The organism is Exiguobacterium sp. s70 (assembly GCF_018618315.1).
In the GTDB taxonomy this organism is placed as follows: Bacteria; Bacillota; Bacilli; order Exiguobacteriales; family Exiguobacteriaceae; genus Exiguobacterium; species Exiguobacterium chiriqhucha.
Map to the genome: position 1 here is coordinate 242,469 of NZ_JACSLV010000002.1, position 17,902 is coordinate 260,370.

18 protein-coding genes are annotated in these 17,902 nt (G+C 54.8%); 13 read left to right on the top strand and 5 right to left on the bottom strand.

The features are described from left to right. Window positions 1-5: 5 nt before the first annotated feature. On the top strand, window positions 6-1,292 hold the full coding sequence (locus tag KNP84_RS05920) for a hemolysin family protein (protein ID WP_052013679.1): 1,287 nt from the start codon (window positions 6-8) through the stop codon (window positions 1,290-1,292). A gap of 43 nt (window positions 1,293-1,335) precedes the next feature. On the opposite strand, the gene KNP84_RS05925 is transcribed toward KNP84_RS05920, so the two are convergent. The 4 genes from KNP84_RS05925 to KNP84_RS05940 all read right to left on the bottom strand — a co-directional run bounded on the left by KNP84_RS05925 (window position 1,336) and on the right by KNP84_RS05940 (window position 4,570). After that, on the bottom strand, window positions 1,336-2,112 hold the full coding sequence (locus KNP84_RS05925; RefSeq protein WP_058763233.1) for an NUDIX domain-containing protein: 777 nt from the start codon (window positions 2,110-2,112) through the stop codon (window positions 1,336-1,338). Window positions 2,113-2,236: 124 nt separating this feature from the next. After that, the gene (locus tag KNP84_RS05930) at window positions 2,237-2,818 is read right to left on the bottom strand and encodes a DedA family protein (protein WP_058763234.1); all 582 of its coding nucleotides are present in this window, start codon (window positions 2,816-2,818) and stop codon (window positions 2,237-2,239) included. Window positions 2,819-2,922: 104 nt separating this feature from the next. Next, complete coding sequence (locus KNP84_RS05935) at window positions 2,923-3,462, bottom strand: transcription repressor NadR (protein ID WP_021066889.1); 540 nt, start codon at window positions 3,460-3,462, stop codon at window positions 2,923-2,925. Next, entirely contained in the window at window positions 3,440-4,570 is a 1,131-nt protein-coding gene (locus KNP84_RS05940; protein ID WP_021066890.1) for a cysteine desulfurase family protein, read from the bottom strand. Before KNP84_RS05940 ends, KNP84_RS05935 begins: the two co-directional genes overlap by 23 nt. Before the next feature lie 96 nt (window positions 4,571-4,666). On the opposite strand from KNP84_RS05940, the gene KNP84_RS05945 reads away from it, so the two are divergent. The 10 genes from KNP84_RS05945 (at window position 4,667) to KNP84_RS05990 (ending at window position 14,480) form a co-directional block, all read left to right on the top strand. Then, window positions 4,667-6,100, top strand: a complete 1,434-nt coding sequence (locus KNP84_RS05945) for an L-aspartate oxidase (protein ID WP_215114482.1) — start codon at window positions 4,667-4,669, stop codon at window positions 6,098-6,100. Next, window positions 6,054-6,923: a carboxylating nicotinate-nucleotide diphosphorylase gene (gene nadC, locus KNP84_RS05950; protein ID WP_021066892.1), complete on the top strand. Its 870-nt coding sequence runs from the start codon at window positions 6,054-6,056 to the stop codon at window positions 6,921-6,923. The genes KNP84_RS05945 and nadC overlap by 47 nt, the downstream gene beginning before the upstream one ends. Continuing rightward, on the top strand, window positions 6,886-7,965 hold the full coding sequence (gene nadA / locus KNP84_RS05955; RefSeq protein WP_021066893.1) for a quinolinate synthase NadA: 1,080 nt from the start codon (window positions 6,886-6,888) through the stop codon (window positions 7,963-7,965). The genes nadC and nadA overlap by 38 nt, the downstream gene beginning before the upstream one ends. Window positions 7,966-8,048: 83 nt before the next feature. Continuing rightward, window positions 8,049-8,636 (top strand): Holliday junction branch migration protein RuvA, encoded by a 588-nt coding sequence (gene ruvA, locus KNP84_RS05960; RefSeq protein WP_021066894.1) that lies wholly within the window; start codon window positions 8,049-8,051, stop codon window positions 8,634-8,636. A gap of 10 nt (window positions 8,637-8,646) precedes the next feature. Further along, a complete protein-coding gene (ruvB, locus tag KNP84_RS05965; RefSeq protein WP_021066895.1) occupies window positions 8,647-9,642 on the top strand; it encodes a Holliday junction branch migration DNA helicase RuvB in 996 nt (331 codons plus the stop codon). A gap of 20 nt (window positions 9,643-9,662) precedes the next feature. After that, window positions 9,663-10,706: a tRNA preQ1(34) S-adenosylmethionine ribosyltransferase-isomerase QueA gene (gene queA / locus KNP84_RS05970; RefSeq protein WP_087576471.1), complete on the top strand. Its 1,044-nt coding sequence runs from the start codon at window positions 9,663-9,665 to the stop codon at window positions 10,704-10,706. Then, window positions 10,703-11,848, top strand: coding sequence for a tRNA guanosine(34) transglycosylase Tgt (gene tgt, locus KNP84_RS05975; RefSeq protein WP_215114483.1), 1,146 nt, complete (start codon window positions 10,703-10,705; stop codon window positions 11,846-11,848). Before queA ends, tgt begins: the two co-directional genes overlap by 4 nt. 83 nt (window positions 11,849-11,931) lie before the next feature. Beyond that, window positions 11,932-12,210, top strand: coding sequence for a preprotein translocase subunit YajC (gene yajC / locus KNP84_RS05980; RefSeq protein ID WP_021066898.1), 279 nt, complete (start codon window positions 11,932-11,934; stop codon window positions 12,208-12,210). A gap of 186 nt (window positions 12,211-12,396) precedes the next feature. After that, window positions 12,397-14,181 carry a methyl-accepting chemotaxis protein gene (locus tag KNP84_RS05985; protein WP_215114484.1) on the top strand — a complete coding sequence of 595 codons (1,785 nt, stop codon included), beginning with the start codon at window positions 12,397-12,399 and terminating at the stop codon, window positions 14,179-14,181. Window positions 14,182-14,183: 2 nt separating this feature from the next. Next, a complete protein-coding gene (locus KNP84_RS05990; RefSeq protein WP_215114485.1) occupies window positions 14,184-14,480 on the top strand; it encodes a hypothetical protein in 297 nt (98 codons plus the stop codon). Window positions 14,481-14,595: 115 nt separating this feature from the next. Here KNP84_RS05990 and zupT read toward each other — a convergent pair whose 3' ends face one another. Then, window positions 14,596-15,450, bottom strand: coding sequence for a zinc transporter ZupT (gene zupT / locus KNP84_RS05995; RefSeq protein ID WP_029595807.1), 855 nt, complete (start codon window positions 15,448-15,450; stop codon window positions 14,596-14,598). Window positions 15,451-15,707: 257 nt separating this feature from the next. Here zupT and secD point away from each other — a divergent pair, with 257 nt between their 5' ends. Next, window positions 15,708-16,970, top strand: coding sequence for a protein translocase subunit SecD (gene secD / locus KNP84_RS06000; RefSeq protein WP_242686680.1), 1,263 nt, complete (start codon window positions 15,708-15,710; stop codon window positions 16,968-16,970). Further along, window positions 16,960-17,883 carry a protein translocase subunit SecF gene (secF, locus tag KNP84_RS06005; RefSeq protein WP_125318020.1) on the top strand — a complete coding sequence of 308 codons (924 nt, stop codon included), beginning with the start codon at window positions 16,960-16,962 and terminating at the stop codon, window positions 17,881-17,883. Before secD ends, secF begins: the two co-directional genes overlap by 11 nt. The last annotated feature ends 19 nt before the right edge of the window (window positions 17,884-17,902 follow it).

Sequence of the window (17,902 nt, forward strand, 5' to 3'; positions counted from 1 at the left end):
AGGAAATGGAGTGTGAAGTAAACGTGGACCCTGTGCCCTCGTCTAGTTTAATTCTTTATGTAGTTTTAGTTATGTTGTCAGCCTTTTTCTCTTCTGCCGAGACCGCGCTCTCGAGCGTGAACCGTGTCCGGATGATTCGTATGTCGGAAGATGGGGACAAGGGCGCCAAGCGCGTCCTTCACCTCGTCGACCGCTTCGACGATACGCTCTCGACGATTCTCGTCGGGAACAACATCGTCAACATCGGGGCGGCGACCGTATCGACGGCCATCGCCACGAGTATTTACTCGGGCGGGACCGGCCTCGTCATCTCGACGTTCGCGACGACCGTCATCATCTTGATCTTCGGTGAGATTTTACCGAAGTCGCTCGCGAAAGAGTTCGCCGAGAAGTATTCGCTTCTCATCAGCGGCATCTTGCTGTTCCTCGTCAAAATCTTGAAACCGGTGACGATGATTTTCACTGGCTTGAAGAAGTTGGTACTCCGGATGATCGGGATGAACGAAAAAGAACCGTCGGTGACGGAAGAAGAGTTGAAAGTGCTCGTTGATATGGGAGAAGAAGAAGGGGTGCTCGGCGAGACCGAAGCGGAACTCGTGCATAGCGCCTTCGCCTTCAACGACATCACTGTCGACGATGTGTTGACGCCGCGGATTGATATCCTCGCCGTCGACATCGACGATACGCTCGAAGAAATCAAAGACACGATCTTTAGCGGTGGGCATTCTCGTCTACCGGTATATAAAGACTCGATTGACAACGTCATCGGGGTGTTGTCAGAACGTGATTTCCTTCGTTCGATGATGCGGGATGAAGTGACGGACGTTCGTTCGCTCATTCGTCCGCTCACATACGTATCACCGCAGACAAAATTAATTGAACTGCTCCCAGTCCTTCAGCAAAAACAATCGCACATGGCGATCGTCCTCGACGAGTTCGGTGGGACGGCCGGCCTCATCACACTCGAAGACATGCTCGAGGAGCTCGTCGGAGACATTTGGGATGAGCACGATGAGTCAATCGTCTATCTCAAACGACTCCGTGATGGCGTCTACGAGTGTATGGCCGACATGGATGTCGATGAGTTTGCGGATGAGATGGGAATTAAAGAACCTGAAGTAGATGCCAACACGATGGGTGGTTGGATCGTCGAACTGTTAGGAGACATTCCAGAGAAAGGTGCGCGTGTCACGTATGAAGACATGACATTCACCGTTCTCCACGTCGAAAAGCGTCGGATTCGCAAATTGCTCGTCGAAACGGGTCAATCCGAAGCGGCGGAACAAGCGTAAACGAACAAAGGAGGGATCGCCAACCGGCGGTCCCTCCTTTTGTTTATACAGTATGATGGCGCTCGACGCGTTCGAGCAGCTCGTATGGACGTACTTTATAGATGGCGTGCGGCATATACGTCGGGTCGATCGCATCAAGCAGGCGCATCTGGAAATGATCGCGCTTGATATAGTCGCCGACGTTCGAGGCGTCGACCTTGAAGAAGCCGACTTCTTGCGTCTCGCCTTCCTGCGGTTGCAGGTCGCCCGAGACGTAGCGCGCGCGGAACGTGACACAGAGTACGCGTGAGGATACGTTTTGATAGATGCCGGTGATCCCGTCGACCTCGATCTCAATCCCGGTCTCTTCTTTTACTTCGCGATGCACGGCGTCGACGATCGATTCATGTTCCTCGACTTGTCCGCCCGGCATCTCATACGTATCGTTCCGGTGCGTGTTCTGAACGAGGAGCACCTCGCCGTCGGCGTTCGTGACGTAGGCCGTCACGGAGACGATGGTGCGCGGTGGTGTGTAGTGACCGGTCGGCATCATGAACTCCTCGCTTGACTTGATATATAAATCTTTGCCGAGACGGGCCCGCTTCTTCATCGCCTCGCGGCGCAGGCTGCTTGAGCGGTAATCGCGTTCGACTTGTTCGTAATGCTCGCGGTCACGATATTCCCAGAGGGCCATGACCTCGTCCTTGTCTTCGGTCACCCAACGACCGACGAGACGGGCGCCGTGCGATACCTGTATCGGATACAGGTATGTATGGAAAAACTCGGTGAATTCATCTAAGCGTTCAGGACGGATGGTGTACGTTTTTCGACGATGGAACATGGTAATTCCTCCTTTGAAGGTGGCTGTCTCTATTCCGAGAAAAAAACGCTTTCCTCACTATTCTTAATTCGGTACTCTATTCGTTTTTCCCTCTATTCAAAAAAGTCAGCTCGAGCGAATCTGCTCAGGCTGACTTTTTAAATAGACGCGGATTCGCGCGGATATAGCGGATGAGGACATATAGTCCGATGGCGGTGCCGACGTACGGCAAGAACCCGTGCGTGACTTCGCCGATATGACGCCAATTGCTACCAAGCATCATCCCGAGTTTGACGAACACGAACGACCAGACGGCGAAGACGACGACGGTCACCGTCAAAAATTTCCGGAACGACAAGCGCATGACGCCGGCGCTGACGGCGAACAGCTGGCGCCAAATGACGCTCAGACAGACGATCCAGGCGCCATACGTATCGAACCATGTCTCGGCGCGTTGTTGCTTCGCCTCACTGATGCGAAATGACTTGTAGAGCCGAAGGGCGACAGGACGACCGCCGTAACGGCCAATCCAATAGAGAACGATTTGACTGAGGACGAACGCCGACCACGCGAGGAGGAAGACGAGCAGGAACGAGACGTCGAGAGAACCGATCAAGTGGCCACCGTAGGCGAGCACGAGCTCATTCGGGATGAATTGGATGAAGATACCGAGCGGGACGCTGAAGACGCCGCAGCCGAGCAACAGTTGTTCAAAGAAATACCACATGACCGTTCCCTCCTTTCCAAATTTTGTACGGTCTTTGTTCCATCCATCAGTATAACGGACATGGACCGAAAGCAAAAGAAAAGATGTCACGTATTTGTGACATCTTAGTCGAGCTCGGAGACAAGGACGCCGAGCCGCTCGAGTTCCGAGACGGCGGCATCGATGGCATCTTCGCTATCGGCCTCGAGCGTGTGGATATGCAAGCCACCCGTCAAATGCGAAAGTGGGGCGGCCTGGTTCGCCTCGACTCGTTCGAGGAAAGCACGGACGTCGCGACGGCTCTTCACCATCAACTGGCCCGTCAACGAACCGTAGACCGGATGATCGATGATGACGTCCCGAATCGTGACGCCTTCGTCGACGATGGCGTTCATTTCGGCCTCCATGGCCTCGGCCTCGTGACGACAGACGATTTTACGGGTGTAGGCGGACGGTGACGACTCGCCCGGTAGATAGACGTATCCACGGGCGGTCGCGACGATTTGATGGCCCTTCGCCTTCAAGAGCGACAAGTCTTGGACGACGACTTGTCGGCTGACGGCGACACGGCGGGCGAGCTCGGAGCCGGTGATCGGCTCGGAACTCTGTTCAATCATTTCCAATAATGTGCGCCGGCGTTCTTCACCGGCTAAGCGTTTGTTCATAAGATCCAACTCTCCTTGCTAAAGTGACGATGGCTTCGGCGAGTGCCGTCGTGGCTTCGACGGTCGTGTCTTCACCGAAGGAAATGCGGACGAGGCCGTGGCAGGCGCTCGTCTCATAGCCGAGTGACTCGAGCATCCGGTTCGGTCCGTTCTGGCCGGCCCGACAGGCCGAGCCTGCCGAGACTTGGAAGCCGAGACCGTCGAGTTCGGTCATCCACCATTGTCCGTCCCGCTGATTCGAGACGAACGAGAAGATGGCGGGACTCTGCTGGTCGAACTCGAGCCAGTCCACGTAAGACGATGTCTTCTCTTTCAAGATAGCACGAAACGCCAAGAAATTTCTTTCATGACGTGTCCGTGCCTCGTGCCGATCGGTGAACGCTTTAACGAACGCACAGATGCCGGGGACGTCAATCGTGCCGGGACGAATGCCGTACTGATGGTGTCCCGGATAATAGGGCGGTGGCAACAGCCGTTCCATATAGAGGCCGCCGACGCCTTTTGGACCGCCGACCTTATGGGCGCTGAACGAATAGGCGTCAATCCCGTCGACCGAGACAGGAATCTTGCCGAGCGCCTGGACGCCGTCGATATGGAGCAACACTTTTTTATATTTCAATTGGCAGAGGATGTTGTGGAGCGGCAGCGTCCATCCGGTATCGGAGTTGACGTGCTGGAACGTCACGAGCCCGATATCACGGTCGAGCAGACGCGTGAACGTCTCTTGGTCGAAGCGACCGTCTTTTAGTTTCAGCCGATGGACGGTCACGCCTTCCGCTTCCCATTCGTCGAGAAGGAGGGCGACCGAGTCGTGCTCTTGCCACGACGTGATGACTTCACTGCCTTTCATGCGCTTACGGAGACTCGTTAGCGCGATATAGTTGCTCTCCGAGCCGCTGCCGGTGAAGAGCAACTTCCCGCGGAGCATGTCGAGCCCGAGAGCCTGCTTCACCAAACGCCTTGCCTCGGTCAAGTAATCTTCGGCCATATATCCGTGCGTGTGGAGGGAAGACGGATTACCGTATACGCTCCGCGCCATGGCGACGTAATGGTCGAGGGCGGATTTTGTCATCGGGTGCGTCGCCGCATAATCAAAGTAACGGTTCATCGTAAAGTTCCCCTTTTCTTATGTTGTCTTCTTCACAAAATTATGCGAAACTAGTTTACAAGTCAACATTACATATGAAAAACAGGTGATATACAGATGTCTTTACAATTTGAACGGGTCGATGTGTTGATTATCGGGGCCGGTTTGGCCGCTGTGACGGTCGCCCTCCATCTGCCCCGGACGTTGAACGTCCTGCTCGTCGCCAAGCATGAAGTGACGAGTGCGAACTCGGACTTGGCTCAAGGCGGAATCGCTAGCTCGTACTTGGAACCGTCGAGCGTCGACCATGAGCGGGATACGCTCGTCGCCTCGAAACTTGCGGCCGTACCCGACCGTGTTTATACACTCGTCGAGGAAGGGAGGACGGCGATTCAAGAGCTGGAGCGGTTCGGCGTCGTCTTCGATCGCGACGCGACTGGCTACGCGGTCGGTCGGGAAGGTGCCCATGGCATGAATCGAATCTTTCACGTCGGTGGCGATGAGACGGGACGGCACGTGATGGCGACGCTGCGGCGTCAAATGCCTGACAATGTGACCGTCATGGAGCATGTCCTGATCGATACGTTGACGAAAAGCGATGGCCGTGTGAGCGGGGCGACCGGCTTCAACGGTGAGACGCGCCTCCACGTTCAGGCCGGGGCCGTCGTCCTCGCGACCGGTGGCATCGGCGGTCTGATTGACTGGACGTCGAATTGTCGCTCGGTCACAGGAGATGGGCTCGTCTTGGCGGAAGCGGTCGGGGCACGGCTCACGAACTTGTCCCGGATTCAGTTTCATCCGACGCTACTCGCGGTCGATTCACCCCATCTCGTGACGGAAGCGCTACGCGGGGCGGGAGCCACGCTCGTCGATACGTCCGGGAATCATGTGATGGGACAACATCCGCTCGGTAGCCTCGCCCCGAGGGATGAGGTCGCACGAACGCTCACGAACCATGTCGGACCGGTGTACTTGGATACGAGTCGTGTCGAACGGCTCGATGAGCGGTTCCCGAAACTGGTGGCGACATGTGACGCGCACGGCATCGACATCCGGCGCATCCCGGTCCGGCCGGGACTGCATTTCCACATGGGCGGTGTCGACGTCGACGCCTATGGACGAACCAAGGTAGCGGGACTATATGCGGTCGGGGAGGTCGCCGATACGGGCGTCCATGGGAAGAATCGACTCGCGTCAAACTCGTTACTTGAATGCTGGGTGTTCGGAAAGCGGGTGGCGGCGACGATGACTTTGGAGGAGAAGCCGTTCACGGTGAACGAGACGACCGTATTTGAGGTTTCAGATGATCTGTTCGGCCGCTATCGGCAACAGATTGGGGAATGGCTGACAATCTCGCCGCAACTCGGCAAAATCGTAAGTTTCTTAGAAAATACCCAACAACTGCCACGGACGAAACACGTGACAAGACAATTAAGTGAACAGACATTGAGTATAGAAGCGGCGCGGCTTTTGGCTCGTGCCATGATGAGGACGGAGGATGGTTATGAACAAGATTGCTTTGCGCGAACAGCTGACGGCATTTCTACATGAGGACATCGGCTTTGGCGATATCTCGAGCGGACTGATCGATCAGCGCGAGACGTCATTCGCCACGGTCACCGCCAAAATGGATGGGGTGTTCTGTGGCATGGATGTCGTCCTGGAGCTGGCCCAGATGCAACGGCTCGTCGTCGAGTCATGCCAACCGGACGGCACGGTTGTCTCGACTGGAGATGAACTGTTCACGTTGCGGGGCAAGACACGGACGCTCCTCGAGACGGAACGGGTGTTATTGAACCTTATCCAACATTTGAGCGGGATCGCCACGATGACGCGGCGCTGCGTCGAACAGCTCAATGACCCGACGATTGCCGTCACGGACACGCGCAAGACGACACCTGGACTCCGCATGCTCGAGAAGCATGCCGTCCGTTCGGGTGGTGGGAAGAACCACCGGCTCCGGCTCGACGATGCCGTCATGATTAAAGACAACCACATCACGGCACTCGGTGGGATCACGAACGCGGTCGCCCGGGCCCGGATGCTTGCCGGTCACACGACGCCGATTGAAGTCGAGGTCGAGACGCTCGAACAGTTACATGAGGCGATTGCGGCGGACGCCGACATCATCATGTTCGACAACCGGACGCCAGAAGAACTGAAGGCGTGGCGTGCGCTCGTCCCAAGTCATATCAAGACGGAAGCGTCAGGCGGCATCACGGTCGAGACGATCGCCTCGTATCGCGGTACGGGCGTCGACGTCATCTCAATCGGGCAGTTGACCCATTCGGTGACGGCGCTCGATTGTAGTTTAAATCTCGTAGGAGGAATCAAACATGCAGTTACTCGGAACGATGCCAGCGCTATACGCTGACTTGACGGTTGAACAGATGGAACAACGGATTGAAGCCATTAAAGCACGGCTCGGCAGCCGCCTGTTTTTACCGGCCCACCATTATCAAAAGGACGAGGTCGTCCAGTTCGCGGACGCGACCGGAGATTCGCTCCAGCTCGCACGGCTCGCCGAACAGATGAACGAGGCCGAATTCATCGTCTTTTGCGGCGTCCACTTCATGGCCGAGACGGCTGACATGTTGACGCGTGACGACCAGCTCGTCATCTTGCCGGATATGCGGGCCGGGTGTTCGATGGCCGACATGGCTGATATCGATCAAACAGAAATCGCATGGGAAGAATTGACGGACACGTTCGGCGACAGTATCGTCCCGATCACATACGTCAACTCGACAGCGGCCATCAAGGCATTCGTCGGCAAACATGGCGGGGCGACGGTCACGTCGTCGAACGCCCATGACATCGTGCGTTGGGCACTCGAAGCGGGCGAACGGATCTTGTTCTTACCGGACCAGCATCTCGGACGCAACACGGCATATGACTTGGGCGTGCCGCTCGAGGCGATGGCCGTCTGGGACCCGCTCCGGGAAAGACTCGTCTATGAAGGCGATATTGAGGACGTCCGCGTCATTCTATGGAAAGGGCATTGCTCGGTCCATGAGAAGTTCAACGTCGCCCAAATCGAGGCGTTACGGAAGAACGACCCGGAACGACGCATCATCGTCCATCCCGAGTGCACGTTCGATGTCGTGCAGGCGGCGGACGAGGCCGGGTCGACATCATATATCATCGACCAAATCGAGGCGAGCGCGCCGGGGACGAAGTGGGCCGTCGGCACCGAGATGAACTTAGTCAATCGACTTGCGGCGACGCACCCTGAGCTCGACATCAATTCGCTCAACCCGTACATGTGCCCGTGCTTGACGATGAACCGAATCGATTTGCCTCATTTGCTCTGGGCGCTCGAGTCACTCGAGACCGATCCCGTAAATATTATTCGCGTCGATCAAGAGACGACAAAGTGGGCGACACTCGCCCTCGAGCGGATGCTCGCACGCTAAGGACAGGCAATCGCCTGTCCTTTTTTCGTGGCGACGGTTATGGTACAATGAATGCAGTTTTCCTATGAAGAGGAGATATGACCGTGATTGAATTCGTAAAAGGCTCCGTCGCCTATGTGTGCGCGGAATATATAACGTTGGATGTTTCGGGCGTCGGCTACAAAGTACATGTGCCTAACCCGTTTTTTTATCGTGAACAAGACGAACATGTAATCGTATTTACGCACCATTACGTGCGCGAAGATCAACAGACGCTGTACGGTTTCCGTTCACGTCGCGAACGCGAACTGTTCAATAAATTGCTCGGCGTCAACGGGATCGGACCGAAAGGCGCACTCGCGATCGTCGCCTCGGGCGATATGGATGCGCTCATCGACGCAATCGAGACTGAGAACGAGAAGTATTTGATGAAGTTCCCAGGTGTCGGCAAGAAGACGGCGAAACAGATGGCGCTCGACTTGAAAGGCAAGCTGTCCGAGCTCGCCCCGGATTATGTACCGAACACCGGACTGTTCGCCCAAGGCGCGTCCGAACTAGACGAGGCGTGCGAAGCGCTCGTTGCGCTCGGTTACTCAGAGCGTGAGATCACTCGTGTCCGCAAGGAACTGAATTCAGAAATATTGACGACAGACGCTTACATAAAGCGCGCCCTGCAATTGCTATTGAAATAAGGAGGAGACCATGGACGAACGATTGTTGTCACAATCCCATCAACAATATGAAGACTCTGAAGAGTGGAGCTTGCGTCCGCAAAAGTTCGAGCAATATATCGGACAGGAGAAGGCGAAAGGAAACTTGTCGATCTTCATCCAAGCCGCGAAGCTCCGCAGCGAAACACTCGACCACGTCCTCCTATACGGTCCCCCGGGACTCGGAAAGACGACACTCGCCCAAATTATCGCCAACGAGATGGGTGTCGGCATCAAGACGACGGCCGGCCCGGCCATCGAACGTCCGGGTGACCTCGCCGCAATCCTCTCGACCCTCGAACCGGGCGATGTTCTGTTCATCGATGAGATTCATCGCTTGAGCCGCACGATTGAAGAGATCCTCTATCCGGCGATGGAGGACTACTGTCTCGACATCGTTTACGGACAAGGCGAGATGGCGCGAAGCGTCCGCATCGACTTGCCACCGTTCACGCTCGTCGGCGCGACGACGCGGGCCGGCATGTTGTCGGCCCCGCTCCGTGACCGCTTTGGTGTCACGTTAAAGCTCGAATACTACGAGACGCATGAGCTCGCCGCCATCGTCAGTCGGACGGCCCAACTGTTCCGCCTGTCGATTTCACCAGAGGCGAGCGGTGCCATCGCGAAACGTGCACGCGGCACGCCGCGGATTGCCAACCGGCTGTTACGCCGGGTTCGTGATTTCGCCCAAGTGGCAGGAACGAAAGAAATCGATCCGGTGCTTGCCTCAGACGCACTCGACCGGTTACACGTCGACGCCCTCGGGCTCGACGAAGTCGACCACCGGCTCTTACGGGCGATGGTTGAACGGTTCGGCGGTGGACCGGTCGGACTCGAGACGCTTGCCGCGACGATCGGGGAAGATGCCCAGACGATCGAGGACGTGTATGAGCCGTATTTGTTGCAGCAAGGTTTCCTGCAACGGACGCCGCGCGGCCGCATGATCACCCAGTACGCAAAGACGCATTTTGGCTATGAAGAGGAGTAAACGATATGCAAGACATTCAATTGAACGTAAACGATTATGATTTTGACTTACCGGAAGAACTGATCGCCCAAGTACCGCTCCTCGATCGGACGAGCTCACGACTGCTCGTCCTCGACCGCGACACGGGCGACATCGAGCATCGTCACTTCCGCGACGTGCTCGACTATTTGCAGGCAGGCGACGCCCTCGTCGTCAACGACTCGCGCGTGCTCCCGGCTCGACTGTTCGGGGCGAAGCAGGAGACGGGCGGGAAAGTCGAACTTCTTCTTTTGAAGCAGACGGAAGATGATGTCTGGGAAGCGCTCGTCAAACCGGCGAAGAAAGTCCGCGTCGGCGCCATCGTCGAGTTCGGCAACGGATTGCTCCGGGCCGAATGTGTCGAAGAGCTGCCGGAAGGGGGACGCCGCTTCAAGTTCGATTACGACGGTATCTTCTATGAGATTTTAGATGAGCTCGGCACGATGCCGCTCCCGCCCTACATCCGTGAACAGCTCGACGACCAAGACCGTTATCAGACGGTGTACGCCCGTGAACGCGGGAGTGCGGCCGCACCGACGGCAGGTCTTCACTTCACGGAAGAACTGCTCGCAGCGGCAGAGGCGAAAGGCGTCAAGTTGATTCCGCTCACGCTCCACGTCGGGCTCGGTACGTTCCGTCCCGTCACGGCGGATACGATTGAAGAACACACGATGCACAGTGAGTATTTCGAGCTGTCGGCCGCTTCGGCCGAGGCACTCCGTGACATCCGTGCAAATAACGGACGCGTCTTCGCAGTTGGGACGACATCGACCCGGACGCTCGAGACGATCGTGCGCGACCATGGGGATTTCGTCGAGTCATCGGGCTGGACGGACATCTTTATCTACCCAGGCGTCGAGTTGAAGGCGATTGATGGACTGATCACGAACTTCCATCTGCCGAAGTCGACACTCGTCATGCTCGTCTCGGCGTTCGCGTCGCGCGACATCATCTTGAACGCGTACCGCACGGCGGTACAAGAACGTTACCGCTTCTTCAGCTTTGGAGACGCGATGCTCATCACGAGGAAGGAAGAGAACAAATGACCAAACACGCAGTCACATACGAACATATCCACACATGTAAACAGACGGGAGCGCGGCACGGAATCGTCCATACGCCGCACGGCTCGTTCGAGACACCTGTCTTCATGCCGGTCGGCACGCAGGCGACCGTCAAGACGATGGCCCCGGAACAAGTCAAGGCGATGGGAGCGAACATCATCCTCTCGAACACGTATCACCTTTGGATTCGCCCAGGACACGAAGTCGTCAAACAAGCTGGTGGCCTTCATAAGTTCATGAACTGGGACGGCGCGATTTTGACGGACTCGGGCGGCTTCCAGGTCTTCTCGCTCGCCGATCTGCGCAACATCCAAGAAGAAGGCGTCCATTTCCGCAACCACTTGAACGGCGACAAGTTGTTCTTGTCACCGGAGAAAGCGATGGAGATTCAAAACGCGCTCGGTTCGGATATCATGATGGCGTTCGACGAGTGCCCGCCGTTCCCGGCGACACATGAGTACATGAAGAAATCGGTCGAGCGGACGAGCCGTTGGGCTGAGCGTTGCCTCGCGGCACACGAACGTCCGGAAGACCAGGCATTGTTCGGTATCATCCAAGGCGGCGAGTACGAAGATCTCCGTCGTCAAAGTGCGGCCGACCTCGTCTCGCTTGATTTCCCAGGTTATGCCGTCGGTGGATTATCGGTCGGCGAACCGAAAGATGTCATGTACCGCGCGCTCGAGTTCACGACACCGTTCATGCCGGAGAACAAGCCGCGCTACTTGATGGGCGTCGGTTCACCGGATGCGTTGATTGAAGGCTCGATTCGCGGCATCGACATGTTCGACTGCGTCTTGCCGACCCGAATCGCCCGCAACGGGACGCTCATGACATCGAATGGCCGTGTCACGATCAAACATGCGAAACATAAGACGGACTTCGGCCCAATCGACGAGAAGTGCGACTGCTACACGTGTAAGAACTATTCACGTGCGTACGTCCACCACTTGATTCGTGCCGACGAGATGTTCGGTCTCCACCTCTGTTCGACACACAACCTTCACTTCCTCGTGAACTTGATGAGTCAAGTACGTCAAGCCATCCGCGAAGACCGTCTTTTGGACTTCAAGGAAGAGTTTTTCGAAGAATATGGGTATAACAAACCAAACGCCAAGAATTTCTAATTGTTCTAACAGCGATTATGTGACAACGTTTCAGTTTCACGGTATAATGAACCTGATATTGAAGGAAAGGGTGAATTTTACGCATGGAAACTCTCGTAGCACTATTACCGATGATCCTTATTTTCGTCGTGTTCTACTTCTTGTTGATCCGTCCGCAGACGAAACGTCAGAAGGAAGTACAATCGATGCAAAACGCGCTTGAGCGTGGGGATCACGTCGTAACAATCGGCGGCCTTCACGGCGTCGTCCACCAAATCGAAGACACACAAGTCACATTGAAATGTGACCAGTCACTCCTCAAGTTCAATCGCAGTGCGATTGCTGAAGTGACGAAAAAAGGCAACTCATCATTCGCTGAGTAACCAAACCACGCCTGACCATCCCTGGTCAGGCGTCTTTTTTTTGTCATACTTTGAAAAATGATTTATTTTTGACAAACTTCGTCAATCCGACGAATCATCCACCTTATTTCCAAAAATCAAATTGAATCGTGAAAACGTTTGCATTATCGTCAAGTTGAGAAGAATTGGAAAGAAGGAGAAGAAGACATGGATGTGAAACGATTGCTACGCCCACTCAAAAATTGGAAGGTACGACGTCGCCCTGACCGCGTGAAAGGACGCTCGTCGATGCGCCGTAAGATGGCGATGGCGCTCGTGCCGACACTGATCGCCTTATTGATCGTCGGTGCGCTCGGCTCGTATCAATTACAGAATGCGACGTCAGAGTATGACCGCGTCTTGAACGAGCGGCTCCAAGATATGCTCGTCGCCGAAGATTTGGCGTTGACCGTGACCGATGCCGAGCGTTATTTGAACTACTATCTGCTCGTCTCGAACCCGAAGACACTGATTAGTCTCGAAGCGGCGCAGACAAAACGTGACGAACTGATGGATACGCTCAAGCAGTCGTCGTCAGATTCGAAAGTCATCGCCTGGATCGGTGATCTTGAGAAGTTCAATCAACATCTCGACACGGAAATGGCGCGCGTCATCGACCTCCGTCAACAACAAGACGAGATCGGATACAAGACGGTGCTCAATACGAGCGTGACACCGACGACGGATCGCGTCCGGATGACGGTGACCGACCTCGTCACGTATCAAGGCGAAGCGCTCGCAGCTGAGTCGGAAGCGGTCCAGGCGAGTGCCGGGCAGTCGATCATCTGGATGGTTGTCATCAGCATCATCGGCGTCGCTGTCGGTCTACTTTCATTAGTAGCACTCCAAAAGTTGTTCTTGAAGCCGATCAATCGACTCGTGAACGAAGCGCGCGTCGTCGCCGAAGGTGATTTGACCGGGGGTGATATCGAGGTCGGTTCGAACGATGAGCTCGGTGACCTCGTCACGGCGTTCAACGATATGAAACGCAACCTTGTCGGCTTGATTCGTCAAGTCGGGGCGGCCTCAGACAAAGTGACGGCCTACTCGGAAGAACTGTATGCCAGCACGGACCACGTCGCCACGACGACGCAAGGTGTAGCCGGTCTATTTGAACAGATGAACCTTGCCGCCCAAGTGTCGGCGAAACGGGCCGAAGAAGGGACGTCCGGCGTCAATCAAGCCGTCGTCGGCTTGAACCAAATCGCCTCTGCCTCGCAAGGCGTGAACGAGCAGACGATTCATACACTCGAAGCGGCGAGTGGGGGACTGGAGACAATTCAGTTGGCCGAGCAGCAGATGCGGGAGATTCAACAAGCGAACGACTTGACGCAACAGATGGTCGAGCGCTTATCGAATCAATCGCTCGAGATTGAGAAAATCACTCGTTCCATCACGGCCATCACGGAACAGACGAACCTGCTCGCCTTGAACGCGGCGATTGAAGCGGCTCGGGCCGGGGAACACGGCAAAGGGTTTGCCGTCGTCGCGGCCGAGGTCAGAAAACTGGCCGAAGAATCGAAACAGTCGGCAAAACAGATTCAAGCGGTCGTCGTCGATATTCAGCGCGACACGTCGGAAGTCGAGGCGGCGTTCGATGTCACGAGCCAGCATGTGACAAGCGGTGTGATCCAAATGGGCGAAGTCGCCGGTGCGTTCCGTGAAATCGTCACCGTCATTCAAGAGACGTCCCGTCAAATGAGTGAGATTGCGGCAGCGACAGAAGAAGTAAGTGCGAACACGACCGAGGTCGCCGTCTCGGTCGAAGATATGTCAACGAACGCCGTCTCAACGCAACGAAGCGTCGAAGAGGCGGGCGCGAACGTCGAAGAGCAACTCGCCGCGATTCAAGAAATCAACGGCATCGCCGAGACGATGAGTCATATGTCGGTCGAGTTGAAAGACCTCGTCCACTTGTTTAAGACGTCGACTTCACCATCTCAAGAAGTCTAAAGGTGAACCATACACTTGCATTGATTGAGATATTACTTGATAAAACGGCGAGTGATGCAGAGCGAGATGACGCTGCCATCGATTTGGGTTATATCTTAGAAGATGAGGATGTGGAAGCCGCCCTGTTGACAGTTGCCAATGACGAAAAGACTGATGAAATGATCCGAGCAAACTGCGGAGAATCGTTGGCGCAAATCTGGATTGCACATAACCAAGTAAGTCGTGAGAAGTTAGCATTACTGACAGGAGTCGCTTTGTTAGAAGCGATAAGCATGATAAAAAGTGAAAACATGGAATAGTAGATTTGTATTTCATAATTTTTGTACCTAATTGAACTTAAGTTATAAAAAGAGGCCGTGGACACAATCAATTCGTGTCCACGGCCTCTTAAAATTTCGCGAATTACTCAGTTCGTTACATTAACAAAATCAGGCTGGCTGCCATGACCATCATACCGGCGACCATGCCGTACACCGCATGGTGGGCCCGTCCGTATTCACGGGCGGCTGGGAGCAATTCATCGAGCGAGATGAACACCATGATGCCGCCGACAGCCGCGAAGATGATTCCGAACACCGTGTCGCTCAAGAACGGCATCAACAACAGGAAGCCGACGGCCGCGCCGATTGGTTCAGCGAGTCCGGATAAGAAGGACAGTTTCAGCGCCTTCTTCCGAGAGCCGGTCGCGTAGTAAATCGGGACCGAGACGGCGATCCCTTCCGGAATGTTGTGCAGTGCGATAGCGATGGCGATCGCTAAACCGACGGCCGGGTCATCGAGAGCCGAGATGAACGTGGCCAAACCTTCCGGGAAGTTATGGATGGTGATGGCGAGTGCCATGAAGATTCCCATCTTATGAAGCCGCTGTTTCGTCTCGTGATTCAATGGGACGCGTTCGGTCGCCGTCGTCGCGAGTTCTTGGGACGACGGGTCGTTTTGCATCGTCTCGACGAATTTGACTTCATGCGGGTTCTCGGGAGACGGGATGAACTTGTCGATCAAGGCGATCAACAGCATACCGCCGAAGAATGCGAGGACCGTATAAAGTGTCCCGGTCTGCTCGCCATGGGCACCGACGAGCTCAACGAGCGCTTTCGGGAAAATCTCGATAAAGGATACGTAAATCATGACCCCGCCTGAGAAGCCAAGGGACACCGACAAGAAGGCTGTGTTGGTCCGTTTGGCGAAGAAGGCGATCATACTTCCGATCCCCGTCGCGAGTCCAGCGAACAACGTCAGTAAAAAGGCATAGATAATCGTGCTATCCATTGAAAAGGACTCCTTTACGTGTAGTGTAAGTTGATAATCACATCATAGCTCAAGTTTTGCCCTAATGCAACTTTTAGTCGCATACGCAAAAAAGCGTGGGAAATCAACGCTCCCGTGTTACAATTTTAGGAAAACGATTGATAAATGTTTAGAATATTTGTAATGTTAACGAGAGAAGTTTTTTTACGAGAACATGTGTTTAGAAAGGAATTTGTCGTATGTACAAAAAAGGGAATATCGCGATCTTTGCGGTCATCATGATTGCAACGATCCTACTCGCCGTCTTGACGACACCATGGGTCGTGAAGAACACGAACCTTGGCCTTGACCTCAAAGGCGGATTTGAAGTGCTGTACGAAGTCCAGCCGCTTGAAGACGGCGATGTCATCGATCAATCTGCGATGAATGCAACCGTTCGCGCTATCAACAACCGGGTCAACGTGCTCGGTGTGTCTGAACCGGACATTCGGATTGAGGATGATAACCGGATCCGTGTCCAACTCGCGGGTGTATCGAACCAAAACGATGCCCGAGAAGTGCTCTCGTCGACGGCGCAGCTTACGTTCCGCGACATCGATGACAACGTCCTGCTCGACGGAAAAGATCTCGCGCCGCGCGGTGCCTCAATCAGCTACGATCAGCAAGGAAACCCGGTCGTTGAATTGACGCTCCAATCGGCAGAACAGTTCGGTGAAGTGACGTCTGAGATCGCTCAGCGCCCGGCACCGGAAAACCGCCTTGTCATCTGGCTCGATTATGAGGAAGGTGACTCGTACGAAGAAGAGATTCAAAAAGAGAACTCGAAAATCGTCTCGGACGCTTCGGTCAACGGACCGATTCTTTCGGATAAAGCCATCATCTCCGGTGGGGATATCGACGCCGAGAGTGGTCAACGTCTCGCTGACATCTTGAACGCCGGGGCACTCCCGGTCAAACTTGAAGAGATTTACTCGACGTCGGTCTCGGCCCAATTCGGTCAAGATGCACTTGAGAAGACCGTGTTCGCTTCGGTCATCGGTGTCGTCGCTATCTTCTTGTTCATGTTGTTCTTCTATCGTTTACCCGGTCTCGTCTCGATCATCACACTCATTTTGTATATCAATTTGATTATGTTGTTCTTTAACGGGATTAACGCCGTCTTGACGCTCCCAGGGATTGCCGGTCTCGTTCTCGGTATCGGTATGGCAGTCGATGCCAACATCATCACGGCCGAACGAATTAAAGACGAACTCCGCTCAGGGAAGTCGGTCCTATCGGCGTTCCGTGCCGGTAACCGTCGCTCGCTCAGTACGATTATCGATGCCAACTTGACGACGCTCATCTCGGCAGCGGTCTTGTTCTATTTCGGAACGAGTTCCGTCAAAGGGTTCGCGCTCATGCTCATGATCTCGATCGCGATGACGTTCATCTCGAACGTCTTCATCTCGCGCTATTTGATGCACCTCCTCGTCGCAAGTCGTCTCTTCGACAAGCGCAAAGGCTGGTTTGGTGTGAAGGAGAGTGAAATCCGTGAACTTTAAGCTCACTGAATTAAACTATATTAAACCGATGCGCACGTTGTTCCTCATCTCATGTGCCGTCGTCATCATCGGACTCGGGATCTTGTTCTTCCGCGGCTTGAACCTCGGAATCGACTTCGCGTCTGGAACGCGGGTCGAAGTCCAGACCGAGTCGCAAGTGTCGCAAGACGATTTAGCGGCCGCCTTCACCGAGGCAGGCGTGGATGAAGACATTTCGTCCGTTCAATATGCAGAAGGCGGGACGCTCGCGAACGTGACGTTCGTCGGGCAGCTCACTCAAGATGAAGTCGCTTCGGTGAAGACCGTATTCACGGAGACGTTCGGAAACGACCCGAACATTAGCACCGTCTCAGCCGAAGTCGGTCGAGACATCGCCCGTAACGCGATTTACGCCGTCTCGCTCGCATCGCTCGGGATTATCTTGTATATCACGTTCCGCTTCCAATTCTCTTACGGTGTCGCCACCGTCGTCGCCATGCTCCACGATGCGTTCTTCATGCTTGTGGCGTTCTCGATTTTTGGCATCGAGGTCAACTTGTACTTCGTCGCCGCGATCTTGACGATTATCGGGTATTCGGTCAACGATACAATCGTTACGTTCGACCGGGTGCGCGAGAACATTCAAGCGTATGAGAAGGAACGGAAAATCAAGACGATGGACGAGTACCGTATGCTCGTGAACAAAGCGATTCAAGAGACGATCGTTCGCTCGATCAACACGGTCGTCACTGTATTGTTCACCGTCATCGCCTTGTACATCTTTGGTGCCGAATCGATTCGCGGCTTCTCGCTCGCGCTTCTCGTCGGTCTCATCATGGGAATGTACTCGTCGATCTTCATCGCTTCGTACCTTTGGTTGCTCATCAAAGGCATGTCGCTCAACAAAAAGAAATCAGCTGCCCCAGAGGCGTAACCACTGGTCTCCCGAATTA